22 protein-coding genes are annotated in these 25,133 nt (G+C 28.4%); 8 read left to right on the top strand and 14 right to left on the bottom strand.

What is annotated here, in order from left to right; all coding sequences use genetic code 11:
• Positions 1–2 precede the first annotated feature (2 nt).
• The gene (locus H3N56_RS11760) at positions 3–914 is read right to left on the bottom strand and encodes a trans-4-hydroxy-L-proline dehydratase activase (protein WP_185881387.1); all 912 of its coding nucleotides are present in this window, start codon (positions 912–914) and stop codon (positions 3–5) included.
• Between the two features lie 18 nt (positions 915–932).
• Positions 933–2,096, bottom strand: coding sequence for a hypothetical protein (locus H3N56_RS11755; protein WP_185881386.1), 1,164 nt, complete (start codon positions 2,094–2,096; stop codon positions 933–935).
• Positions 2,097–2,342: 246 nt separating this feature from the next.
• On the opposite strand from H3N56_RS11755, the gene H3N56_RS11750 reads away from it, so the two are divergent.
• The 3 genes from H3N56_RS11750 to H3N56_RS11740 all read left to right on the top strand — a co-directional run bounded on the left by H3N56_RS11750 (position 2,343) and on the right by H3N56_RS11740 (position 5,112).
• A complete protein-coding gene (locus H3N56_RS11750; RefSeq protein WP_185881385.1) occupies positions 2,343–2,924 on the top strand; it encodes a helix-turn-helix domain-containing protein in 582 nt (193 codons plus the stop codon).
• Between the two features lie 101 nt (positions 2,925–3,025).
• The gene (locus H3N56_RS11745) at positions 3,026–3,526 is read left to right on the top strand and encodes a hypothetical protein (RefSeq protein ID WP_185881384.1); all 501 of its coding nucleotides are present in this window, start codon (positions 3,026–3,028) and stop codon (positions 3,524–3,526) included.
• 32 nt (positions 3,527–3,558) lie between these two features.
• Positions 3,559–5,112: an ABC-F family ATP-binding cassette domain-containing protein gene (locus tag H3N56_RS11740; RefSeq protein WP_185881383.1), complete on the top strand. Its 1,554-nt coding sequence runs from the start codon at positions 3,559–3,561 to the stop codon at positions 5,110–5,112.
• A gap of 56 nt (positions 5,113–5,168) precedes the next feature.
• Here H3N56_RS11740 and H3N56_RS11735 read toward each other — a convergent pair whose 3' ends face one another.
• From H3N56_RS11735 to H3N56_RS11720, 4 genes are all read right to left on the bottom strand, one after another.
• Positions 5,169–5,828 carry a hypothetical protein gene (locus H3N56_RS11735; protein ID WP_185881382.1) on the bottom strand — a complete coding sequence of 220 codons (660 nt, stop codon included), beginning with the start codon at positions 5,826–5,828 and terminating at the stop codon, positions 5,169–5,171.
• Positions 5,821–6,561 carry a ParA family protein gene (locus H3N56_RS11730; RefSeq protein WP_185881381.1) on the bottom strand — a complete coding sequence of 247 codons (741 nt, stop codon included), beginning with the start codon at positions 6,559–6,561 and terminating at the stop codon, positions 5,821–5,823. The genes H3N56_RS11735 and H3N56_RS11730 overlap by 8 nt, the downstream gene beginning before the upstream one ends.
• Before the next feature lie 34 nt (positions 6,562–6,595).
• Positions 6,596–8,323: a hypothetical protein gene (locus H3N56_RS11725; RefSeq protein WP_185881380.1), complete on the bottom strand. Its 1,728-nt coding sequence runs from the start codon at positions 8,321–8,323 to the stop codon at positions 6,596–6,598.
• A gap of 570 nt (positions 8,324–8,893) precedes the next feature.
• On the bottom strand, positions 8,894–9,157 hold the full coding sequence (locus H3N56_RS11720) for a metal-sensing transcriptional repressor (protein WP_185881379.1): 264 nt from the start codon (positions 9,155–9,157) through the stop codon (positions 8,894–8,896).
• 141 nt (positions 9,158–9,298) lie between these two features.
• Here H3N56_RS11720 and H3N56_RS11715 point away from each other — a divergent pair, with 141 nt between their 5' ends.
• From H3N56_RS11715 to H3N56_RS11705, 3 genes are all read left to right on the top strand, one after another.
• Positions 9,299–10,360, top strand: a complete 1,062-nt coding sequence (locus H3N56_RS11715; protein WP_185881378.1) for a YdcF family protein — start codon at positions 9,299–9,301, stop codon at positions 10,358–10,360.
• Positions 10,361–10,429: 69 nt separating this feature from the next.
• Complete coding sequence (locus H3N56_RS11710) at positions 10,430–10,894, top strand: C-GCAxxG-C-C family (seleno)protein (RefSeq protein WP_185881377.1); 465 nt, start codon at positions 10,430–10,432, stop codon at positions 10,892–10,894.
• The gene (locus H3N56_RS11705; RefSeq protein ID WP_185881376.1) at positions 10,887–11,321 is read left to right on the top strand and encodes an N-acetyltransferase; all 435 of its coding nucleotides are present in this window, start codon (positions 10,887–10,889) and stop codon (positions 11,319–11,321) included. The genes H3N56_RS11710 and H3N56_RS11705 overlap by 8 nt, the downstream gene beginning before the upstream one ends.
• A gap of 43 nt (positions 11,322–11,364) precedes the next feature.
• Here H3N56_RS11705 and H3N56_RS11700 read toward each other — a convergent pair whose 3' ends face one another.
• The 7 genes from H3N56_RS11700 to H3N56_RS11670 form a co-directional block, all read right to left on the bottom strand.
• Entirely contained in the window at positions 11,365–14,133 is a 2,769-nt protein-coding gene (locus H3N56_RS11700; protein WP_185881375.1) for an EAL domain-containing protein, read from the bottom strand.
• Between the two features lie 72 nt (positions 14,134–14,205).
• The gene (locus tag H3N56_RS11695) at positions 14,206–15,453 is read right to left on the bottom strand and encodes a TolC family protein (RefSeq protein ID WP_185881374.1); all 1,248 of its coding nucleotides are present in this window, start codon (positions 15,451–15,453) and stop codon (positions 14,206–14,208) included.
• A 16-nt stretch (positions 15,454–15,469) separates the two neighbouring features.
• Complete coding sequence (locus H3N56_RS11690) at positions 15,470–16,564, bottom strand: ABC transporter permease (protein ID WP_221893489.1); 1,095 nt, start codon at positions 16,562–16,564, stop codon at positions 15,470–15,472.
• A complete protein-coding gene (locus H3N56_RS11685; RefSeq protein WP_185881373.1) occupies positions 16,561–17,364 on the bottom strand; it encodes an ABC transporter ATP-binding protein in 804 nt (267 codons plus the stop codon). The genes H3N56_RS11690 and H3N56_RS11685 overlap by 4 nt, the downstream gene beginning before the upstream one ends.
• Complete coding sequence (locus H3N56_RS11680; RefSeq protein WP_185881372.1) at positions 17,361–18,482, bottom strand: HlyD family secretion protein; 1,122 nt, start codon at positions 18,480–18,482, stop codon at positions 17,361–17,363. Before H3N56_RS11680 ends, H3N56_RS11685 begins: the two co-directional genes overlap by 4 nt.
• Positions 18,483–18,514: 32 nt before the next feature.
• Positions 18,515–19,444, bottom strand: a complete 930-nt coding sequence (locus H3N56_RS11675; RefSeq protein WP_185881371.1) for a hypothetical protein — start codon at positions 19,442–19,444, stop codon at positions 18,515–18,517.
• A gap of 11 nt (positions 19,445–19,455) precedes the next feature.
• The gene (locus tag H3N56_RS11670) at positions 19,456–21,534 is read right to left on the bottom strand and encodes a molybdopterin oxidoreductase family protein (protein ID WP_185881370.1); all 2,079 of its coding nucleotides are present in this window, start codon (positions 21,532–21,534) and stop codon (positions 19,456–19,458) included.
• A 173-nt stretch (positions 21,535–21,707) separates the two neighbouring features.
• Here H3N56_RS11670 and H3N56_RS11665 point away from each other — a divergent pair, with 173 nt between their 5' ends.
• Complete coding sequence (locus H3N56_RS11665) at positions 21,708–23,240, top strand: AbgT family transporter (RefSeq protein ID WP_255492197.1); 1,533 nt, start codon at positions 21,708–21,710, stop codon at positions 23,238–23,240.
• 9 nt (positions 23,241–23,249) lie between these two features.
• Positions 23,250–24,434: a M20 family metallopeptidase gene (locus H3N56_RS11660; protein ID WP_185881369.1), complete on the top strand. Its 1,185-nt coding sequence runs from the start codon at positions 23,250–23,252 to the stop codon at positions 24,432–24,434.
• 50 nt (positions 24,435–24,484) lie between these two features.
• Here the strand turns inward: H3N56_RS11660 and H3N56_RS11655 are convergent, their stop codons facing one another.
• Positions 24,485–25,075 (bottom strand): tyrosine-type recombinase/integrase, encoded by a 591-nt coding sequence (locus H3N56_RS11655; protein ID WP_185881368.1) that lies wholly within the window; start codon positions 25,073–25,075, stop codon positions 24,485–24,487.
• Between the last annotated feature and the right edge of the window lie 58 nt (positions 25,076–25,133).

Genomic DNA, 25,133 nt, shown 5'->3' with positions numbered 1-25,133 from the left:
AGTTACCCCCCTATTTTAATATCTGAAAATCCATTTTTTTTAAAAATATTTATAAATTGTTCCATTTCTTCTATAGTAGGTGTAGTAAAATTTTCTCCTAAATATTCCAAATCTAATTTCTTATATTTTCCTGATCCAGTATTATGATATGGTAATAAATTTATCTTCTTTAAATTAATATTATTTTTTAGAAAGGAAACTATCTCTTCAATATTTTCTACAGAACTATTTACATTACCTATAAGAGGAATTCTAATGTAGATATTGGCTCCTTGATTACTTAAATATTTTAGATTAGAAAGAATAAGTTCATTTTCTTTCCCCATATATTTTTTATGCAATTCATTATCCATCATCTTTATATCATATAAAAATGTATCGACATAAGGTAAAATAGTTTCATAATTTTTTTGAGGAGCATGTCCACAAGTATCTATCATCACATTGTAACCTTTTATTTTTAATTTTTTTAAAAGTTCTAGAATGTAATTTATATCCTGAGTCATTATTTCTCCTCCAGAAAGGGTTATTCCTCCTCCAGACTCCTCATAGAACATCTTATCTTTTTCTATCTCATTCATTAACTCCGCTATGCTATATTGCTTTCCAACAATCTCTCTAGCATTATTTAAACAATAATCTAAACAGGTTTCACAAATTTTACATTCTTCTCTTTTGGTCTTAGCAATTCCATTTTGAACTGATATGATATGCTCAGGACAAATTTTTTCACAACTTTTACACCCTTCACAAGATTCATGATTAAAAAGAAGCTCGGGAGTATAACTTTGACTTTCAGGATTATGACACCACAAACAATTCAAAAGACAGCCTTTGAAAAAAATTGTAGTCCTAATCCCATCTCCATCGTGGAGTGAGTATTTCTGTATGTTTATAACATAAGGTATTCCCATAATCACCTCCGAATAATATTAAAACATTAGAGTTAACTTAAATAAATAATTGGCTGCTACTCCTGCAATCAATCCACCAATTAATTGCCATAAAATAGCAATTTTTATAAAATGATTGTGTTTTAAAGTATCAAGCATTCCAACATGAGTACTTAAAAATCCACTCCAACATATTCCCATTCCTGTAAAAACAGCAATTGTATTTGCACTAGCTAAACCTTTATCAATAAAGCCTTTAGTTAGTCCCATAGCACTTCCAACAGCCCCCAATGCTGTAAAAGGATATGCTAAAAGTTCAGGCTCTCCAAATCCCCACAAAATTTTTGCAATAGGAGTAAAATAAGAACCTATCTTTGGAAGTAACTGAACTCCCTCGTAAGCAACTCCAAGATATGAACCATTAGGACCTTGAGGACCAAATGTTAAAATCATAACAAATGTACAAATCAAAACAGTTCCTGAAGCACAAGCGAGACCAAGAGTAACTCCAGATTTTGCCCCATCCATCATAGAAGCCAATAATCTTTCAAAAGAACTTCCACCACGAATATTTCTAACATTTCCATCTTTATCATCTTCTATTCTTTCATTGGCAGGTTCATTATAAAATTTTTTTGCGTATCTAAGAACCATTCTAACTGAGAAAACCCCTCCAATTACAGCTCCCAAATTTCCGATAAGCACAGCCTTAAAATATTCACTCCCAAGACTTAACATATAAGCTGTTACTATCAATCCCATTCCAAAAGTCGTTCCTAAATTTGTGTATGTCACTTTTTCAGCTTTAGTAAAATATCTGTTAAAACCTTGATCTTCAGCAAGTCCTAAAATTGCTGGATTATCTGAAATATATGTAGTTACAGCTCCCAAAGCAGCAGCTCCAGGCAATCCAAAAAGTGGCCGCATCAATGGTGAAATTAATTTGTTAATTAAAGCTACAATTCCAAATTCAGACATAATTGATGCCACTGCTCCAGCTAAAATAGCTACTGCCATAATATAAAAAGAAGTATTCATAAGTACATCGTGGCCCGTTTTCATCATAACACTAAATACTTTATCAATTCCCATAACCTTTCCTAAATAAGTAAATAAAGAGATAAAAATAATTAAAACTACAAATGTTTCTTTCGAGATAGCTGCAACTTGTCTTTCTTTACTTTTTAGTTCTAGAATCTCCATTTTAATACTCCCCCTTTTAACTTTAGAATACAATATTTGAATTAATCTAATTATATTGCATGAAAAGTGTTTTTACAAGTTTTTTTCATAAAAATGAATTTTATAGTTATTTTTTAGCTTCAAATTTCATTTTAATGAATTAAAATATATTGTTAATAGCATACTAAAAATAAAATATAGAAAATTTATAAGTTTTATGTTAAGTTAAATTAGATAATAAAATCATAATTTTATAAGGGAGTATAAATGAAAAAGCATTCAGATAATATAGGATCTACAATAAAAGATTTGAGAAAAAAGAAAGGCCTAACCTTAAAAGAATTAAGTCTATCTACAAATTTTTCTGTAGGATTTTTATCTCAATTAGAAAGAGGAATGACAAGTATAGCTATAGACTCTTTAGAAATTTTAGCTCATTCTTTAGATGTTGAATTAAGTTATTTTTTTAAAACGGTGACCAATGAGAAAAAAAATAGTTTAATAGTAAGAAGTTATAATAGAGATACTATTGCTATAACAGATAAGATTATTCAACATAATTTAAGTTCTGATATAACAAAATTTGAAATATATCCAAGATTAATTGATATTATGCCATTTTCTAATAATGGAAATAATGAACTTCAACTTTATTCACATGAAGGAGAAGAGTTTATCTTTATTTTAGAAGGAATTTTAACTCTTGTTGTAGATGAGGAAGAATATGAACTATATCCTGGTGATAGTGCTACATTTAATTCCTCAACTCTTCACAACTGGAAAAATGCAACAAATAATGTAACTAGATTAATTTGTGTGCATAATCCAAACCCATTTAAAGAAAACTAAAATTACCTCAAAATTATATCTTTCAATCAAAATGTTTTTTAATTTGTGCTAAATATGATATGATACTATGTAAAAACTTTAACAAGGGAGGAAATTTAGTTATGAAAAAAATTATGTTAGCGCTATTTTTAACTATATCTATGATGAGCTTTTCTTTAGATGGCCATTTAAGATTCGGAGGTGTAACTAATGCCAATTCTTATAATAAATCAGACAACGAATTTGATAATTATAGCCCAACTTTTGGATTAGAAGTAACACAATCATTTTTATTATTTGATTTAGGAGCCGGAATAACTCACAATAGAAAAATAAGTGGAACAGATATATCTACTACACCTGCTTATCTTTTAGCTCGTTGGAATATAATTCCAATAGTTATAAAGCCTTATATTGTCGCAAAAGTTGGTAAAGATATCTACACTAGAGAAAATGCAAGCGGAAATATTAAAGGTAAAGAGTATTATGCTGCCGGAGTAGGAATGAACTTCTCTGTACTTCAAGCAGAACTATTATACTCTGTAACAAACATGGATGGAGATAAAAGAGGAAACAGTAATCTTGAGCAACTATCAGTTGTATTCGGATATAAATTTTTTTAAATTAAAAAACTAAGTTATAGGAGTAAATTTTTATGAGTATTTTAGATGTAAGTAATGTAAGTCACGGATTCGGTTCTAGAGTAATTTTAGAAGATGCTTCTTTCCGTCTATTAAAAGGAGAGCATGTTGGTCTAGTTGGAGCAAATGGAGAAGGAAAATCAACTTTTCTAAATATCATAACTGGAAAATTAATGCCCGATGAAGGAAAAGTTAGTTGGTGTAATCATATAACAACAGGATATCTAGATCAGTATAGTACTTTAGAAAAAGGAAAAACTATTAAAGATATATTAAATTCAGCTTTTGCTAATATGTTCAATTTAGAACAAGATATTATGAATCTTTATGAAAAAATGGGAGATTGTACTCCTGAAGAAATGGATATTATCCTTGAAGAGATTGGGGAAATTCAAAGTATTTTAGAAAGTTCTGATTTTTATAATCTAGATTCAAAAATTGAAGAATATGCAGCTGGACTTGGTTTACTTGAAATTGGATTAGATAGAGACGTTTCTGAATTATCTGGTGGTCAAAGAGCTAAAATTTTACTAGCTAAAGTTTTACTTGAAAATCCAATGATTCTAATATTGGACGAACCTACTAACTTTTTGGATGAAAATCATATCATCTGGTTAAAAAACTTTTTACAAAATTATGAAAATGCCTTTATTTTAGTTTCTCATGATATTCCTTTCTTAAACGAAGTTACTAACGTAATATATCATATTGAAAATGCTGTATTAACAAGATATACTGGTGGATATCATCAATTTAGAGAAATGTATGATTTGAAAAAACGTCAAATAGAAATGGCATATAAAAAACAGCAAAAAGAAATTGCTCATCTAGAGGATTTTATTTCTCGTAATAAAGCTAGGGTTGCTACAACTAACTTAGCAAAAGATAGACAGAAAAAATTAGATCGTATGGATATCATTGAGATTGCAAGAGAGAAACCAAAACCAATATTTGGATTTAAAACATCTCGTACTCCATCTAGAGAAATTATAACTGTTAAAGATTTGATAATTGGTTATGATGAGCCTTTAACAAGAGCACTTAACTTCACAATAGAACGTAATCAAAAGATTGCTATAAAAGGAGTTAATGGACTTGGAAAGTCTACTCTTTTAAATACAATATTAAAACGTATAAAACCTCTTTCTGGAGATATAGAACATGGACAGTTCTTAGAAATAGGATATTTTAAACAAGAAGAAGAAAGTAGTACTAAACAAGCTTTAGAAGAATTTTGGAATGAGTTTCCTGGATTAACTAATGCTGAAGCAAGAGCTGCTCTTGCTAAATGTGGACTAACAAATGATCATATTACAAGTCAAATGAGAGTTTTATCTGGTGGAGAAAATGCAAAAGTAAGATTGGCTAAAATAATGAATCGTGAAATCAACTTTTTAGTTTTAGACGAACCTACTAATCACTTAGATATAGATGCTAAAGATGAGTTAAAAAGAGCTATTAGAGAGTTTAATGGAACCGTTCTAATAGTAAGTCATGAACCTGAATTTTACATGGATATTGCTACTGAAATATGGAATGTAGAAGACTGGACAACTAAGATTATATAAAAAATACCCAAGAAGGTAGGTTATTTTAAACCAAAACTTCTTGGGTATTTTCTTATTTATAAGTTTATTTCCACCATTAATTCTTTCAAAACTTTTTCCTCTTCTTGCTTTAGTTCTTTAATCAATTTCTCATATTCTCTTATAGTTTTTTGAATTTCTTTTAACTTAATATTTAGCTTTTCTTTCGTTTCACCCGAAAAGTTTGTCGGGTTGCCCGACAAACTTTCAGTATATCTCTTAGCTGCTTCAACTGGTTTATCTGATTTTATAATTCCTAAAATTTCATCTGAATCTATCTTATCTCTAACTTTTGAAATTGTTTTTATAGCTCTTTCTGGAATATTAAAAACTTTTTCATCTCTAACTTCTAAGAAAATTTCATTTCTCTTCAAACACATATATACAAAATCTTTTTTAAATCCAAGCTGCTCAAACCACTTTGAAAAAATACCATTTCCTTTAGCTGAAAGTGTCTTTTGTGCCTCATAAAAAACTTTTGAAAGCTCCATGGTATTCTTTGCTATCTCTCTTGCATGCTCTATAGCCTTTTCTTCACATTTAATTAAAATTTGTCTTTCATTTTCTGTAACATCTAAAATTTTATAGTCTATTATAGAAACATAATCAGAATTTATACCAAGTAATTTAGCTCTTGAACTATCAATTACTACCGGTGAACTTCTATTTTCTTTCATTCTCTGCATTAAATTAGCCATATATAACCAACTCTTTTGCAAGACTCATATAATCTTCGGCAGATCTAGAAGAAGAATCAAATTTAAAAATATCAAGACCTTGAACCTGAGCTTTATTTATATTAGCACAAGTTCTAATCTTTGTATTCATAAGTTTTTCTCCAAACATTTCACTTAAATAGTTTGTAACTTCGTGTGAAAACTTTTCTCTTGAATCAAATCTTGTTAAAAAGACTCCACCGATTTCAATATTATTGAGTGGCTGTACACTTATTATAGTGTCTTTTAACTGCTCTAATCCTGTTAATGCAAATACAGATGCTGCTACTGGGATATAAGCTAAATCAGCTGCCACCAAAGCATTTATAGTTAATAACGAAAGACTAGGAGGACAATCTATAATTATATAATCATAATCTGTTATTTCTTTTAATTTATTTTTCAATAAACTTTCTCTAGAAAATTTTGAAAAAATTTCCATCTCTGCCGTTGCCAATCTAATATCGGTCGGAATGATATCGTACTCTTTTTCAAACTTACATTCTGAAGCTGTAAATGGTCCCAATAAAAACTCATGTGTGGTATTCATATCGGCTGTAACCTCTACTCCACTTCCAACTGTCGCATTTCCTTGAGGATCTAAATCTATTAATAAAACTTTCTTATTTAATATTTTTAGTGCCGCTGCTAAATTAATTGCAGATGTAGTTTTAGCAACTCCACCCTTTTGATTGATTAATGCTATTATTTTCATAATCTATCCCCCTAACATTGTATAATATATACTCTTATTTTTTTATTTTTTTAATGACTTCTTTTACTACTTTTAAAAGGTTATCCAAAGTCACTTTATTTTTTCCAAATTTTTCAAATATAACTCTTCCCACTTCAAATTTTGCAGAAAATATCATATCTTCATCTAAATCAAAAAATTCTCCATAGTAATATAATTGAGTATTTATTTCTTTTTTTAATTCTTCTGAATTCAAATAATTTTCATCTGAAATTTCTGGAGCATTTTTTAAATATTCTAAAATTAAAGAGTTCTTAGCAAAATTAAAAGCTCTTTTTTGAATATCCGTTTCCATTCCACATTTTTCTATATATTTTTTATAAATTATTGCATCTATCTCTTGTCTTTGTTTTTCACTCAAAGAATTGTATTTTTCTTGAATTAAATTCATATCAGAATCGCAAGCTTTTTCTACTTTTAAAGTGCTTTCTATTTCAGGAGAATTTTCCTTCATAATTTCAATTTCAGTTGACCAATTGTTTTCTAAGGTTTGTAAAAAATAATTTCTTATCTTCAATGCCTTATTTTTTTTTGTATAAATTGAAGCTTGTTTAACTTTTTCAAAACCATATTTTTTTATTGAATTCACTATGGTTTTTTCCATTGTTTTAAGTTCCAATGCTTTAGCCGGTAAATTCCTGAAAACCTCTTCTATCATCTCTTTAGTTACTTCTACTCTATCATTTTCATGAATATTTTTTTCTTCTGTAGAACTTATAAGAATTTGATTAAAAGCATTTTTATCCACAAAAAAATTATCCTGCTTCAATTGATTATGATCGTCATTAAAGAAAAACTCAATCTCTGTTTCTGAAAGTCTTTTATGTTTTAAAAAGTTGAAATTTTCTATCAATTTTTTTTCTTTCAATTCATTACAAGCATTTTCTATAACTTTTATACTTCTTCCAATATTTTTAGAATCATGTTTTAAAGGAATTCTTTTTAAAAGGGTCAGTATATTTAAACTCAAATATAGATTTTCAAATCTCCACTTAGTTATTAAAAGATAAATACCCCTTGCTGTGGAAGTATTTATACCTAACAATAAATCTGCATCATAAACCAAATATCCTTTTCTAATTATATTGTTATAAAAATGATCTGACAACGAAACTTTATAAATTTCATTGATACGTCCATCTTTAAAATATTCTTTATCGCCTTTTCTAGCACTCTTTTTAGAAATAATTTGAATATTCATAATACTCGTTATAACAGCGTTTTCAATTAATCCGCCCATTTCGTTTGAATATAAAGAATTTTTAAATGTATATGAAGTTTCTGTAAGTTTTAACATAGCTCCTTTAACTTGATGGTACAAGGCATTTTTGGTTCCTTGGTTGACAACACACATATTTTCCAAAATTTCAGAATTTGTAACAACAAAGTTTTTCCCATATCCATTTTTACGCATTATTTTAACTAATGATATAAAAATTTTCTCTTCAAATTCACCAGGAATTGTTGTTCCAGAGATTGGTTTTATCTCAATGTATTTATCTTTTCTCTCATTAAAGTAATATATTACAGTTTGATTTATTTTTCTTCTCTTATTTTTAGAAAAAAGTGGATATTCTACAATATTCATATCCATTCTTACAAGATTTCCGTTCATTTGATTAAGAATATGATCTTCGGGAAATTCCAGAAACTCTTCTACAATTTCACTTGGTCCAGTATCTATCTCAACCATTCCACCACCTTCATAAATTTTCTTTTCCAAATTTTTCACCCCAACCGGTTTTTAATTATATTCCCTTTGTATAATAGTAAGTTTTATGATTATACCTTATTTTTTTGAAAATTACTATTATTATATGAGGAAAATATCATAATTTTGAAATACTATTATTCTATGAGAGTAGGTTCTATTAGTCTATGTGAACGATACTATTATTCTATGTGAAGATATACTATTATAATATGAGGAAAACAACTATTATTCTATGGGACTAGTTTGTACCGAACAATAATAAAGAATATCCCTTGATTTTGTTGACTTAAAGACACAGTGAAATCATCATATTTTTTTGCTCTAACAATTAAACAATTAAACAAAAAAACAAACATACAGTTTTCGAATAAATTTCTTCAATAAAAATCTTTATTTAAAATTGATTAAATATAAAATAAAATTGAAAAACAATTAATATCTATTACAACCTATCTTTAATTCGCTCTTATAGCGATAATAAGCCACAGAAACAAATAATACAACAATTTACACATCTATTTACCAAAATTGATTGTGAGCTAAATAAGAGTTCGTAAGAGCTATAAGTTAAAATAAATTTTATTTCATTACTTTTCCAAGAATATCTATAATTTCTTGAATTTTTTCATCTGAATTATCATTTTCAAAAGCTTTCTTAATACATGTATCCATATGTTGTTTTAAAATAAGCATACCTGATTTTTTTATAAGAGATTCAGCTGCAAGAATTTGATTTACAATATCCATACAATATCTTTCTTGTTCTATCATTTTTAAAACTGCATCAATTTGTCCTTTTCCTGTTTTCAATAATAAGATAGCTTTATCTCTATCGGTTTTCATAAATGAATTTCTCCTTTTAAATTTATTTAATGTATATTTTATACTAAGACTAGTTTTTTATTTTGTCAACTAATTGATTTCAAGTTAAATAAGATGTATTATTAATTAGGAATCTTACTAAAATACGGAGGGGATTATATTATGAGTAATAAAATTAAAATAATATCTGGAATTTTAGGATTTATTTTATTAACTGGTTGTTCATCTACTAAACAATATCCATCGGTACAGGATCAAAATAAAATAGCCCAACTTTCACAAACAGGAATTCATTATTACTGGCATGGTGGAGATTTAGCAAAAGTTGAAAAAGAATTTTTCAAAGGAATAACATTAAAAGGAAAGTATGATGTTGTTGAAAATTCATTTAAAGAAGCCAGTGCAATTAGTCCGGAAAGAATAGATTTAAGATTTTCAATAGCTTCAACTCAAATAATACAAAAGAAAACAAATGAGGCTTTAACAACATATAAAAATATTTTAGATATTTATCCTGATAGTTTTGAAGCAGGAATTCTCTTGGCAGCATATTCAAAACAAATAGGAGATATGAAAACTTACTCTGAAACTATAGAGATTCTTAAAAAGAATAATAAAAAAGAAACACAAAAATATTTAAATAAATTTAGCAGAACCGATAATATCATGAAAGAAAAAATAAATATCTATCCATTCCAAGTTGAAGAGAAACATGCCATTGTTATTTTAGGGTATGCTCTTGGAAAAAATGGTAAAATGGAAAAACCTTTAATAGAGAGATTAAAACAGGGATTAGCTCTTCATAAGAAAAATCCAAAATCTCCTATAATTGTCTCAGGTGGAGTTCAAAAAGGTGGAATAACAGAAGCATATGTTATGAAAAATTGGCTGGTTTCGAATGGAGTTCCTTCAAATCTTATCTATATGGACGATCAGGCTAAAGATACTGTTGGAAATGCAATTTATTCAACTGAAATTTTAACTAAATTAAATCCTGAAAATGTAACTCTTGTTACAAGTGCAAGTCATATAAGAAGAGGTCTTGCAGTATTTGAAGAAGCAGCAGAACTTAAAGGATTAAATATTAATTATTCAAATTTAGTTTACTTAGATTATGAAACTATTAACGAAGCTCAAAAAATTTCTGAAGATGAAAAATTAGTAATTTATAGAGATTTAATAAGAACTTCTGGAATTTGGGCTTATCCTGGAATTCAACAATAGTATTTTTTATTTAATAAAAATGTTATAATAACTTAGATAAAAAAATAACATAATGCAGGAGAAACTTAAATGAATAAAAAAATTAGTATTAAAAAAATAAAGCATGATGCTGAAGAGTCTTACAGAGTAGGGGACTTCTTTTGTTCTGAGTCAATAATAAATTCAATTAGAAATAATATGATACCAGAGATGCCGGAAGAGATGATTGCAGTTGCTTCAGGATTCCCAGTTGGTGTAGGTAAATCAAAGTGTCTTTGCGGGGCTGTTACAGGTGGAGTTATGGCTTTGAGCTATTTATTTGGAAGAACTAAAGGTGGAGATGCTAAGGTAAATAAAGCTTTAGATTTAGCATTTGAATTACAAGAAAGTTTTAGAGCTAACCATAAAGTTTTATGTTGTAAAGTTTTAACTCATGGAATGGATATGGGAGCAAAGGAACATAAAGATCAATGTGTTGCTTTTACTGGAGAAGTAGCAGAAAAAGCTGCATTAATAATAGCTAGAGAATTAGGGCTAGAAAATATTGATGAGTAATACAGTTATAAGAAAATTAGAGAATAAAGATATAAATAAAATTATGAGTATATGGTTAGAATCAACTATAAAAGCTCATGAATTTATAGACAAGAGTTATTGGGAAAATTCTTATACAATAGTTAGAGATGTATACATTCCAATGGCAGAGACTTATATATATGAGAATAATGATGAAATTAAAGGATTTATATCAATAATAAACAAAGAGTTTATAGGAGCTCTTTTTATTGATAATCATTATCAAGGTAAAGGTGCAGGAACAAAGTTACTTAAATTTGTTAAAAATATTTATGGTAAGTTAACTTTGGCAGTATATAAAGATAATATACGTTCAGTAGAATTTTATAAAAAATTAGGATTCAAAATAATAGGAGAAGGGCCTAATGAGGAAACGAAAGTTTTTGAGTTTCATATGGTAAATTAGCTCTTAGAAAAATATTAAGGTCCTCAGTAAATGAGGACCCTTTTTAGTATTTATTAAAAAAATCTTTCTTAACAGGTTTTCCAAAGTAATAACCTTGAATAATATCTATTTTTTCTTTTTTTAAAAAAAGATATTGTTCTTTTAGTTCTATCCCTTCAGCAACTGTTGTAAGATTTAAATCTTTTGTCATTTTTATTAAAGTTTTATATATTATGGTTCCTTTTTTTCTATTGTTTTCAAATAAATCTATTAATGATTTATCAAATTTTACAATATCTATTGGTAAAACTGGTAATAAAGCAGTAGTAGAGTATCCAGCTGTAAAATCATCTAAAGCTATAGATATATCCAGTTCCTTTAAATATTTTAGTTTTTCTAAAGTTTTAGAAATATTTGTCGAGAGTGTACTTTCTGTTATTTCTATTTCTAAATTTTTTCCACTCACCCCGTACTTATTTAGAAAAAATTCTATGGTTGAAACTATATCATCTCTATCAAATGTTTGCATAGAAAGATTAAAAGAAAGTCTAAAATCTTTTGAAATTTTATTATTTTCAATCCATTCTTTCAGAGTTTTTATTGTTTCTTCAGCTATTTTAAAATCAATAGAATGAATTATTTTTAAATCCTCAGCTAGTGAAATAAATTCAGTAGGTGAAATAAATCCTAACTCTTTATTTTCCCATCTACAAAGAGCTTCTGCTCCAACAATTATTTCTGGATTTAAAGCATTTACTTTAGGTTGAAATACTAAATAAAGTTCATTTTTAATAGAATCATTTAAAATTTCTTTAATTTTTAACTCCCTAGTCTTTAAAGCTATTAATTCAGGTGATGCTTCTACAACAAAATATTCTTTTTTTAACTTGGCCTCTCTCATTGCCATTCCAGCATATTTAAAAGCGTCTTCTAGACTTTCATTTTCTGATTTTAAATAGTAACCTAGGCTAAAGGAAATGTTATAGTTTATTAAAATTTTTGATCTCATTGTTTTAAGTTTAAGTTTTGCTAATTTTATTTTGTAATCTTTATCTAACAAAAAGCTATAAAATTCGTCACCAGAAATTCTAAATGTAAATTCATCTCCAAATATTTCTTTTAATATTTTAGCAACTTCAATTAGAACTTGATCTCCAAATTTATGACTAAACTTGTCGTTTACCTGTTTAAAATTATTTAAATCAATAAATATTGCAGTACCTTTATTTTTTTGATTAAACTGACAAAATTCATTAAAGAGAACTCTATTTGGAAGATTGGTTAAAAAATCTCTTCTTAAGGTTCTAGAAATATTTTTTTCTGATAAAAACTTGTAAATCAATGTAAAGATAGTTATGAGAGCTAGGATTAATCCGGCTATAAAAATTTTGAACAATATTTTTATCTTTTGTTTTTCAATAAAAATCTCTTTGTTCTCTTCTCTATGACTTCGAGTAATAATATTTTCTAATTCGGAGTTACCGAGTGATTCTAAAGCTTTATTAAAGATTCCTCTCAGAATATCATCTTCTTTTTGAAAAGCTAAAACTATTGGAATAGTACTTAATTCTTCAGTTTCAAAGTGGTTTTCATCAAATTCATTTATTTCAGATGTGACAAGACCATCTATTTCTAATTTTTGTAAAGCCAGTAAAAGATTTTTATTAGATGAAAATGTTATGATTTGCTCTGGAAAAAAAAACATTTTTGCAATATCCTCATAAACACTATTTTTAAGAACACCAATTAATTGATTGTTTGTTTTTTTATTAGTAACCAGAAATACTTTTAAACTATAGATAACGTTCGAGAATAAATATTGATTAAAATTGGAATTAAAAAGTGAAGTGGGTAATACTTGAATTTTTTTATCCAAGAATTTTTTATAAAGTTCATTCCACTCATATTGAGTTGTTCCAAAATTTTTATATTCAATATCCATTACCTGACTACTTTTTTTTAGAATATTTGGAATAATTCCAGTAAAATTTTTATTCTTTTTAGAATATCTGCTTAAAGTTGAATCACTCTCAAGTCCTACAGTTATTTTTTCAACTTTTTTTAAATAATCTTTTTCTATTTCAGTTAACTTATTTTTAAAGTTAGACCTTTGGATTGATAGCTTTTTATTTATTAAGTAATTATCAATTTTCTCTTCATATTTCTCAGAAAGAGCATTATTTAGTATGGGTATCAAAGGAGCATATTCTTTAGAAACTCCTATTGAGGTGTCAGGAATATATCCAATCTTAATTTTAAATGGTTGTCCATTTGCATAAAGTCCAGATGATAAAACAATACCGTCTAAATGATCCATAATATCATCTACTTCTATAATTTCATTCGAAATATTTTCTCTTTTAAAAAAATTATGTAGTTGAGGTAAGGAACTATCGTTTTTATAGATAAATATTGGTTTGCCTTTTAAATCATCTTTAGAGACGATTTTTTCTTTTCTAGAAACAAGATATAAATCTTCTCCAAAATTTTTTTTAGAGAACTCAGTGAATGATTTTCTCTCGGGTCTTCTTGTTATAAGTCCTATAGCATCCGATTTTCCATTTTTAAAATCTAGATAAGCTTTATTCCAATCAGATTTTTCAACTTTTACATTTAAATTTAAATAATCTTCAAAAAGTTCCAAAATAATTTTATTTAAATTGGTTCCATTGATAATAGATTCGGTTACTTCTGATTTTTGCAAAGATAAAATGAATTCTTTTTTTCTAATTTTTTCTAAATATAATTGTTCTTCAAGACTTTTTGGTTTATACATTTCATCCGAAAAAATAGTTATAGAAAAAACTATAAAAAGTAATATTTTCAAATACATTATTATTTTCCCCTTTTATAGATTTCAAGTTATTATTTTACCTTATTTTAGGGAAAATATCAATTTATAAGTTTAGATAAGAAGAGAGCGATATCTTTCAAAGGAAGTAAAAAGATAAAATTTTAAATTATTGTATTTAACTCTGGAATCTGTGACAGCTGCTTGTGATATTAAGAAATCTAAAAATGAAATTATTCCTCTTTCAAATTTATCCTTATCTCTTTGAAAATTTTCTTCAGCTTCTTCAAGAGCCTTAAATCGTACTTCCATCAGTTTATTGATTTTTATAATATCTAGATATGCCTTTCGTAAATTGAGTTCTATACTATCTGTAGTAAGTTTTTCTTGTAGTTTTGCTTTTTCTATTTCAAATTCCGCCGCTTTATAGTTGTCATAATCTTTTCCGAAGTGGAAGATATCCCAGTTAACTAATACTCCACCACCCCAAGAGCTATTTGTTTCATCTTCTTCAGTAACAGAACCCTTTCCAATAAATACTTTAGCATGGGGTAGAAAATCAGCTCTTGTAGCCATTTTAAGGACCTCAGCATCCTCTATCATAGTTTTAGCTAGGTTTGAGGCGATACTCTTGTTTAAGGCCTCTTTGAGGTCTCTCTCGTAGTCTATAAATGACAATATTTCTTTTGGGATGGTGAACTCTTCTATATCGATAGAAATATTACTGGGAAAATTAAGTTTTTGTTTAAGAGAAATCATTCCAATTTCTAAGATGTTTTGAGTATCAATTATATTTGCTTCCATTTCAAGAAGTTGATATTCAGCTTTTAATATATCTGAATTAGTAGCTTTCCCAATCTTTATCTTTTCTTTTTGAGAATTTAAAACTTCGGTAAGTTGCTTTTTCGAAATTGTATATGCCTCTATAGTATTTTTTGCCGCTAAAATTTCACAATAAATAGAAATAATTTCAAGTCTCACGTCTCTCTTTGTTTTAAGATAATTTAGAACAGACTGTGTTTCGGCAATTTTAGCTCCTTTCATTTCGGCAATTATTGCTCCCCCTTGAAATATGGGTTGAGATATCCCTATAAAATTTACATAACCACTATTTTTAACTTTTATGGGTATATTTTCTAATATAGGAGTGTCAGCTTTAAGGTATGCTCCCGTATAAAATAAATTTGGTAATGCAATCTTAAAAGCTGAACTTAATTTTTTTTTAGAAATATTTAAATCATTTTCAGAAATTGTTATTTCTTTTCCTTCATTAATTGCAATTTCTATTGCATTTTCCAGGGTAATAGTTTGAGAAAAAAGCTGTTTTATAATAAAAATCATCATTAATATTTTCAGTTTCATCAATCTTTTCCTCCAGTTAATCTAATGTTTTCTTAAATTTATGTATTGAAAATATTACTATTACAATAATTATGATAGAAAGTGAGATTATTTCAGGAAGAAGTTCTCTTACCCCTATCCCTTTCAGTATTATTCCACGAAGTATCTGGTTGAAGTATGTTAAAGGCATCAAATAACTTACAAAATATATAGGTTTAGGCATAGCTTCCCTAGGAAAGATGAAACCGGAAAGAATAACACTAGGTAAAAGATATGCTAGAGACATATGCATAGCTTGGAGCTGAGTTGTTGAAACTGTTGAAATGAGTATCCCTAAAGCTAAAGAACATACAAGAAACATTGTTCCAAGAAGTATAAGAAAGATTAAACTTCCTTTAATATCGATACCAAAAATTATTTTTCCTAAAATAAGAGTCATATCTAGTTCCAAAAAAGCTATAAAAATATAGGGAATAATTTTTCCTATCACTAACTCAAGAGGAGTTACTGGAGTCATTATAAGTTGTTCCATTGTTCCTTTTTCCTTTTCTCTCACTATAGAAAATGCAGTTAGCATTATAGTTATATTTTGAAGGATAAGTCCTATTATTCCCGGAATATTAAATTTACTACTCTCGAGTGTTGGATTATAAAGAAGAAGTGTAAATGGATTTATTATTTTCTTTGATGTATTAGAATAGCTATTTACAATAAGAGCTGAATATGAAGACGCTGTTTTGGCAATGTATGGATCAGATCCATCTATAAGAAATTGGACATCACTCGGTTCATTTCTTCTTAATCTTGTAGCAAAATAATCAGGAATAATAACTCCAATTTTTACATCTCCAGAATCTATACTTTTCTCTACTTCATCTGGAGTTTCTACATACTTAAAAACTTTAAGATAGGTAGAATTATTTAATTTATCAATAAACTCTCTGCTTTCAATAGTACGACTACCATCATATACAGAAATTTTAATATTATCAACATCAGAGCTTACAGCAAATCCAAAAAGAAGAAGAAGAAATATAGGTAGTATAAGAGCAATGACAAGACTTGCTCTATCTCTTCTTATATGTATAATTTCTTTCTTAGCCATGGTTATTACTCTATTAATATTTATCATGTTTTATCACCTTCTCTGTTGTTTTGACCAGTGAGCTGTGTAAATGAAGAAATGACATTTTTATGAGAAAGATTTTTTACATAACTTATGAATATATCTTCAAGATTGTTTGTATTGTGGAGTTTATAAAGGTTTTCTGGAGAATCTATAACTACAAGTTTTCCTTCATAAATAAAACAAATTATGTCACAAATTGAAGCTTCATCCATGTAGTGAGTAGTGGCTAGTACAGTTATTCCATCGTTTAAAAGATCTTTTATTTGCATCCAAAATTCTCTTCTGGCAACTGGGTCTACCCCCGCTGTAGGCTCGTCTAAAATAAGAAGTTCAGGTTTATGAATGATTGCACATCCAAGTGCAAGCCGTTGTTTCCATCCACCAGAAAGATTTTTAGAAAGAAATCCTCTCTTTTCTTCAAGATGGAGCATTGTGATGATTTCTTCTACTCTATCTTTTAATTTAGATTTAGGAAGAGAATATATTTCGCCATAAAAGTTTAAATTTTCTTCAATAATAAGATCCTCATAAAGACTAAATTTTTGGGACATATAGCCAATTTTAGATTTTATTTCTTCGGTATTATTTTTAAGTTCATAACCCAATACTTTACCTTCACCTGATGTAGGAGTTAAAACTCCACAAATCATTCTTATAGTTGTTGATTTTCCACTTCCATTAGGACCTAAAAACCCAAAAATAACTCCTTTTGGGATAGAAAATGTCAATGAGTCAACAGCTGTGTAAGTATCAAATTTTTTTGTTAGATTTTTAATTTCTATTACATAATCTGTTTCATTCATAATCCAAAGTTCACCTCAGCTAACATTCCACTTTTTAGTTTATCATCATTATTTAGGACCTTTACTTTAATTTGATAAACAAGTTTTAATCTGTCTTCTTTAGTTACTATATTCATTGGAGTAAATTCTGAATTAGAGGCTATATAGATAATTTCACCTTCATAATTTTTAGGAACAAAGTTACTTCTAATGACAACTTTTTGTCCAAGATGTAACTTAGGAAGTATTTTTTCATGGACATATATCTTTGTCCACAGATTTTTTGAATCAAGCATTGTTATAATAGAATTTCCAGTTCCTACAACTTCTCCTAATTTAAAATTAACACTTTCTACAACTCCATCTAGAGGGGCTAAAATAACATTTTTATTTATATTTAGTTGAGTTAGTTCAAGATTTTTCTCAGAAGATTGTATTTTTAATTTATCTACTTCAATATCTCTCTTACTAAATCCATTTATCATAAGTCTAAGATTTTCTTCAGCTGATTTTTTTTGAGCTTCATATCCTTCAAACGCTATTTTGCTATTTTCAAGATTATGTTTTGCAACTTGTAGTTGATTTAAAGTATTCTCATAATTGATTCTAGCTGTATCAAGTGAATATTGACTTTCAAATTTCTTTTCGAAAAGACTTTTTGTATCCTTATATATTTTTTGTTTATTTTCAAAATTTGAAGAAGCAAACTCTAAATTACTTGTCGCAGTTAGAATATCTTTTTTTCTTTGTTCAACTTGTGCATTCAGTTGTTTAACTATTTCTCTTTGAGCTGAAATCTCTTCTTCTCTTGTACCATCTAGAGTTTTTAGAAGTTGATTTTCAGAGGTTTTTAGAGAGATTTTATTATTTTCTAATATTAATTTATTTTTTTCATTATCTATATCTACAAGATGCTGACCTTTTTTTACAGTGTCCCCTTGCTCTACAGCTATATAGCTAATCTTCCCTAAAATTTCTGGAGAAATATTTACTTTATCCATTTCAAGAGTTCCAAAATAAAGTTTTCGCTCCCTATTACTGATAATATAATCAGCTGTAAAATATACTGCTAACATTAACAAAATAAAGAATATAATATATTTTTTTCCAAATTTTTTTAAGTTTTCGATTGATACCATATTTTATCTCCTCTGTTTCTAATTAATAATTATTAATTAGCTTTTTTTAGTACGTAAAACTTTATAAATCTCCAAGTAGTATAAGTTATGACTATTGTGGTAATAATAATCTGAATCCATCCTAAAAATGAAAAACTTGGATAAAATTTTCCAAATCTTATGGAAGAAGTGACACTTATGCTTAGTGGAAATGTAAAAGCAGCAAAAGTTGCAACAAATGGCAAACGATATGCATGGAAAATTCCTATCCAAGCTACAAATGTAGCCGTAAAAGCCGCTATAGCTATAAGACATAATAAAGTTTGGTTGGGTTCAAATATTCCACTTAAATATCCCGCAAGAAGAAGATTTACAGGAGCGGCTACAACCGGAATTGTAATCTTATATTTATTTTCAAACCCTAGTCTTATCCCTCTTGCAGAAATTATAGGAATGAGAATTATTGTGGAGATAAATCCTATCCACCAAAATGCTCTCGCCCAGGGGTTAAATCCCATACCATTTGCTGTAACAGCAACAGTAACAATTCCACCATAAGTAACGAACCATCCAAAATGAAATTCTAAAAATTTCCCAAGTTTTATTCTGTAATAGGTAAATGTATACCAGATGATAAGATGCATTATAGTTGCAAAAAACCAGAGCATTCTACCAATAGTAGGTTCATACCTATAGACAAAAGTTGAAATAACTAATAAGGACATATCTGTTGATGTAACAACTGCCCCACGAAGTGTATCTTTCATATCATCAATAAAACTATCAAAACAGAATATAATTTTAAGAATATAACATGAAATCAACACAAGAGAACAGATTATACAAAAAACAAATATATAATATCCTATTTCAGGCTGAATATTATCCCAAGCAGAACCAAGTCCTACAATACCTAACCCTAGAGCTGATGCTCCAGAAGGATACTGACTTAATTTATCTTTAAAAGACCTTTTATTTTCCATATCTTTATCACCTATACCTTTTTTATAGAAACGGTTGCATATTTATATGAAGGTTCTTTGGAATACGGGTCATATAGAGCATCTGTTAATTTATTTGCTACATTGTAGTGCATAGATACAAAAACTTGACCAGGTGTCATTACATCGTTTATGGTTACTTTGATATTACATGATCCATTTTTAGAGGTAAGTATGACTTCATCTTCATTTTTTAATTCAAGTTTTTTAGCATCTTCAAAGCTTATAAGTACGTAATCTTCATGGGGATACATATGTTCTACCATAGGAATATTTCTTGTGCGAGTTAGCGTATGCCAAAGACCAACACCACCACGCCCTGTGATAAGAATAAATGGATACTGAATATCGGGTAATTCTGGATATGAAGTTATATTTTCAAATATAAATTTAGCTCTATGATCTTCTGTGTAAAAATTATTGTCAGAAAATAAATTTCTTGAATTATCTATTAATATTTCTTCTTCTCTGAAAGGCCACTGAATTCCATTGCTATTTTTAAGTTTATTATAATCAATCCCTGTAAAATCACAAGGCATACCTTTTGACAGTTCCCTTAATAAATTAAAGGAATCTTCAGGTGTTGCCCATTTATCAAGTTTTAATTTATCATTAAGTCCTAAGGCTTTTCCAATTTCTAAAATTATTTCGTAATCTGTTTTTACTCCTTTTGGTGGATCTACGACTTTTTGAACAGCAGAGAATCTTCTTTCACTATTTATAAATGTTCCCTCTTTTTCAAGAGAAGTTGAAGCTGGAAGGAAAAGATGAGCTTGTTTTGCTGTTTCAGTATCATAGTAGATATCTTGTACAACAATAAAATCTGCTGCAGAATTAAGATTTTCCATAATTTTATTATGAGGAAAGGATACTACTGGATTGGTAGCAACTATCCATAATCCTCTGATTTTTTTGGTTTTCATATTTGATATAATTTGATCAAATGGAAGTGTTTCCCTAGTTGGAATAAGAGAATCATCTATTTCTAAAATTTTAGAGATAGTTTTTCTATCTTCTAAAAGATTAAATTTTCTTCCAGCATATAAGCATGTTTCTACACTGTATAATCTAGACCCCATTGCATTACATTGGCCAGTAATTGAATTAGCACCAGTTCCATGTTCGCCAAATCCTTTAATCATGAGTGAGATGTTTATGATTGCTTGAGCCGTTCTTGTAGCTTCAAAACTCTGATTTACACCCATTGTCCACCAAAAAGAGACCTTTTTTTTGTTATGAATATCTTCAGCGAGTGATATAAGTTCATCTTTTTTTATAGAGGTATTTTTTTCTAGCTCATCTAATGAAAATTTCGTTACAAATTTTTTAAAATCATCAAAATTATCTGTATGGTTCACTATAAAATCATGGTCAATATAATCTTTGGCTATTAGATAATTAGCGAGAGTATATAAAAATATTAAATCTGCTTTAGGTTTAATAGGAAGCCATTTATGAGCGCTCTTAGCTGTATCAGTATACCTTGGATCAATAACTATAATTTCAGCATTAGGATTCTCTTTTTTTAGTCTCCACCATGGTACAGGATGACTAATTGCTGGATTAGCCCCAATAAATATCGCAAGATCAGTTGTCATAAGATCTTCCCATGAATATGCAGGAGCATCAAATCCAAATGATTGATTATAGGCAACAGCTGCTGTAGCCATACAAAGTCTTGTATTCCCATCTCCTTCCATTCCTAAACCAAATCTTCCTACAAGTCCAAGAAGTGCCATTTCTTCAACAGGAATTTGTCCTGTACTTAAAAATGCTAAAGAACCTCGACCATATGTTTCATTGATATTTAAAAATTTTTTTGCAATTATTTCATAAGCATCCTCCCAACTTATAGGCTGCATAACTCCATTGTTATCACGAAGAAGTGGTGATGTGCAACGGTATTTCATAGAGTTTTCATAAGCTAAGTTTCTGCCTTTAATGCAAGCAAGCCCTTTATTTACAGGATATGTTTCTAAAGGTTTACATGAAATTATTTCTTTATTTTCGACTTGAAAAATTAAGTTACAACCAGTAGCACAAAAACTACAAGTAGTCTGAATATTTTCCATAATAGTATCTCCTACACTTAAAATTATATTTTGAACTTGGTTTATCTATTCTATGGAAATCTTATTTTCCTTGATTCTAAAATTGATTATTTAAATAAATTGACAAATCAATTCTGTTGAAGTATATAAAGTATAAAATTAAAAAAAGTATAGATGAATGGGAGGGGATAATCATGGAAGAATTTAAAAAGGATTATATGGTAGAGGATAAGAATAAACAAAATTTAATAGACAAAATGCTAAATTCATTTGAAAAAATAGGGAATAAACTGCCCGATCCTGTTTCGATTTTTGTAATACTCTGTATGTTAATACTTATCATATCTTATACTTGTAATAAGCTTGGAATTGTTGCAACTCACCCAATAAGCAAAGAAGTGATAGCTGTAAATAATTTATTAAGTATAGAAAATTTGAAAAAAATTCTTGTTGAAATGATTACAGTATTTCAAAATTATCCTCCATTAGGAGTTGTTTTGATTGCCATGATTGGTATAGGATTAGCTGATAAAAGTGGATTATTGAAAACTTTATTAACTGTCGTTGTAGGAAAAGTACCAAAGGAAATGATTTATTATACGGTTGTACTAATGGGGCTTATTTTTACGGGAATAGGAGATGCTGGATTTATTGTTCTTCCACAGTTAGCAGCATTGATATTTTTAAATTTAGGGAAAAATCCTATAATAGGAATTTTACTAGCTTATGCAGGAGCAGCTATTGGGTTTTGTTCAGGGATTTTTGTCAGCTTAAACGATATCTTAATAACTTCGTTTACCGTTCCATCAGCTCAAATGTTAGATCAGACATTTATGAGAAGTCCAGCTATGACAATATTTTTTAATATAGCAAACGCAGTAGTCCAAATGATTGCAATAGCATGGATTACAAAAAATATTATTGAACCAAGATTTCCAAAATTAGAGAATCAAAATGAGATTCATGAAAAAAAAGATATAGAAGAGTCGGAGAAAAAAGCTTTGAAATATGCAGGGATATCTCTTCTGATTTACTTTGGTTTTATAATATCTCTTTGCATTGGAGAAAATGCATTTTTTAAGGATAATTCAGGTTCTTTAATTTCTACAAAGTCTCCATTTATGGGAGGGTTAATAATAGTAATGACTTTGGCATTTTTGATTCCTGGAATTGTTTATGGAAAAATCACAAAAAAGATAAAAAATGATAAAGATGTTGTTCGAATGGTTGGACAAAGTTTAGGAGAAATGGGTGGATATCTCTTTATAGTTTTCGTTGCAGCTCAATTCTTAAATTTATTTGGTAAAAGTAATTTAGGAATCGTAATGGCTATTAAAGGAGCTGATAAACTGAGTAAAGTGGGATTCTCAGGGATACCATTAATAACAATGTATATTATCCTAGTTGGATTTATAAATCTTTTCATAGGTAGTGCTTCGGCAAAATGGGCAATTTTATCTCCAATATTTGTTCCTATGTTTATGCTTTTAGGTTATGATCCAGCACTAACCCAAATGGCTTATAGAATAGGAGATTCATCAACAAATATGATAACGCCGTTATTTCCATATTTAACTTTATTATTAGCAGTTTGTAAAAAATATGACAAAAACTTTGGAATAGGAAGTCTTATAGCAAATATGATTCCATATGCATTTGGAACTCTTGTAGTAAGTATTTCACTATTAATAACTTTTATAATGTTTGATATACCTTTTGGGTTATAGGAGGAATAAATGAAAGAAAGAATAAATAAATTAGCGAAGCAAAATTTAGGAAAAATAGTAGAAATTAGAAGAGAGTTACATCAAAATCCTGAGATTGGTTTTCATGAGTTTAAAACAGCTGCATTAATAAAAAAGGAACTGGATAAATTAGGAATACCCTATAAAGGAGAAGTAGCAAAAACAGGAGTAGTAGGACTAATCGAAGGAAAATATCCAGGGAAAACAGTTTTACTTAGAGCTGATATGGACGCTCTACCGATTCATGAAGAAACAGATTGTGAGTATAAATCTAAAATTCCTGGAATGATGCATGCTTGTGGACACGATGGTCATGTGGCTGGACTTTTAGGAGCAGCAATGATTTTAAATGAATTAAAAGATGAGATTTCTGGAAATATAAAACTAGTATTCCAACCAGCTGAAGAGGGTCCTGGTGGTGCAAAACCAATGATAGAAGAAGGAATCTTGGAAAATCCAAAAGTTGATGCAGCATTTGGGTGTCACCTTTGGCCAAGTTATCCATCTGGAAAAATTATTTTCAAAGAACAAGAAATGATGGCACATCCTACAGCTTTTGAAATTGAAATTCAAGGGGTGGGTGGACATGGTTCGCTTCCAGAAAAAACAGTGGATCCTATTATAGTAGGGTGCCAAGCTGTTATCAATTTTCAGAATATAATAAGTAGAAATATTTCAACATTAACACCAGCGGTACTATCTTGTTGTAGTATAAAATCAGGAGAAGCTGGAAATGTAATACCCGATACATTAACAATTAAGGGAACAATAAGAACTTTTGATGAGAATTTAACTGCAGAAATATTAGAAAGAATGGATCAAATTTTAAAGGGACTTACTTTAGCTTATAATGCAAAATATAAGTTTGATATTGATAGAATGTATCCGACTTTAATAAATGATAAGAATCTTTTTGATATAGCAAAAAAATCTTTAAGTGAAGCTTTAGGGGAAGAAAATATTGTAATATTAGAAAACCCGTTGATGGGTTCAGAAGATTTCTCATATTTTGGAAAAAATATTCCTAGTAATTTTTTCTTGATTGGAGCTAAGGATAATCAAGAAGAAATTGAAACATTTTTACATCATCCTAGACTTAGATGGAATGATTCTAATTTAGAAACAAGTTCTAAAGCTTTGGCTCAAGTAGCATATGACTATTTAAAAATAAATTAAAAATTTATGGAAGGAACAATTGGGAATTCCTGATTGTTCCTTTTATTAATTTAATATTTTCTAGAAAAAGGATCAAAATTTCTACAAACTTCATTTACTTCTTCCTGATTAATTCGGATATATTTTCTTGTTGTTGCAAGACTTGTGTGGTTTAGCATCTCTTGAATTAGAACGATATCTTTTGTAGCTTTGTAGTTTTCAGTGGCAAAATATTTTCTAAAACTATGAGTAGAAATATGAGTTGATTCTATATCTGATAATTTACAAGAAGTTTGAATTTGTCTTTGGCATTTTCTTACTAAGGCATTTATTTGATTTTTAAAATTTTTATCATTTTCTAAAAATAGATAATCATTAATTTTTTTACAATTTTCTTCTTTAAAATCTTCCAACATATTTCTTAGCCAAAGAGGATACTCTCTATTTTGAGTTTTTTTTGTTTTCATTTCAGATATTTCTAATTTTCCATTTCTTAGATTACTCCATTTTAAAATTGCGATGTCTTGTATCCTTAAACCTGTAGTCGCTTCAATAATTAACATCAGTTTTACATCTTTAGATTTAATATATTCTATTATTTTTAAAAATTCGTTATTAGTTAGAGGTCTACTTATCTTGTTTCCACCTTTTTTATTATTCATAACTTATCTCCCATAACTTGTTTTCAATATTATACAATATTTTTTATGTGAAATTAAA

Origin of the sequence: Cetobacterium sp. 2A, from assembly GCF_014250685.1 — a bacterium.
Lineage (GTDB): Bacteria > Fusobacteriota > Fusobacteriia > Fusobacteriales > Fusobacteriaceae > Cetobacterium.
Note: the sequence above shows the minus strand (reverse complement) of the source record. Positions and strands in the feature narration are given on the sequence as shown.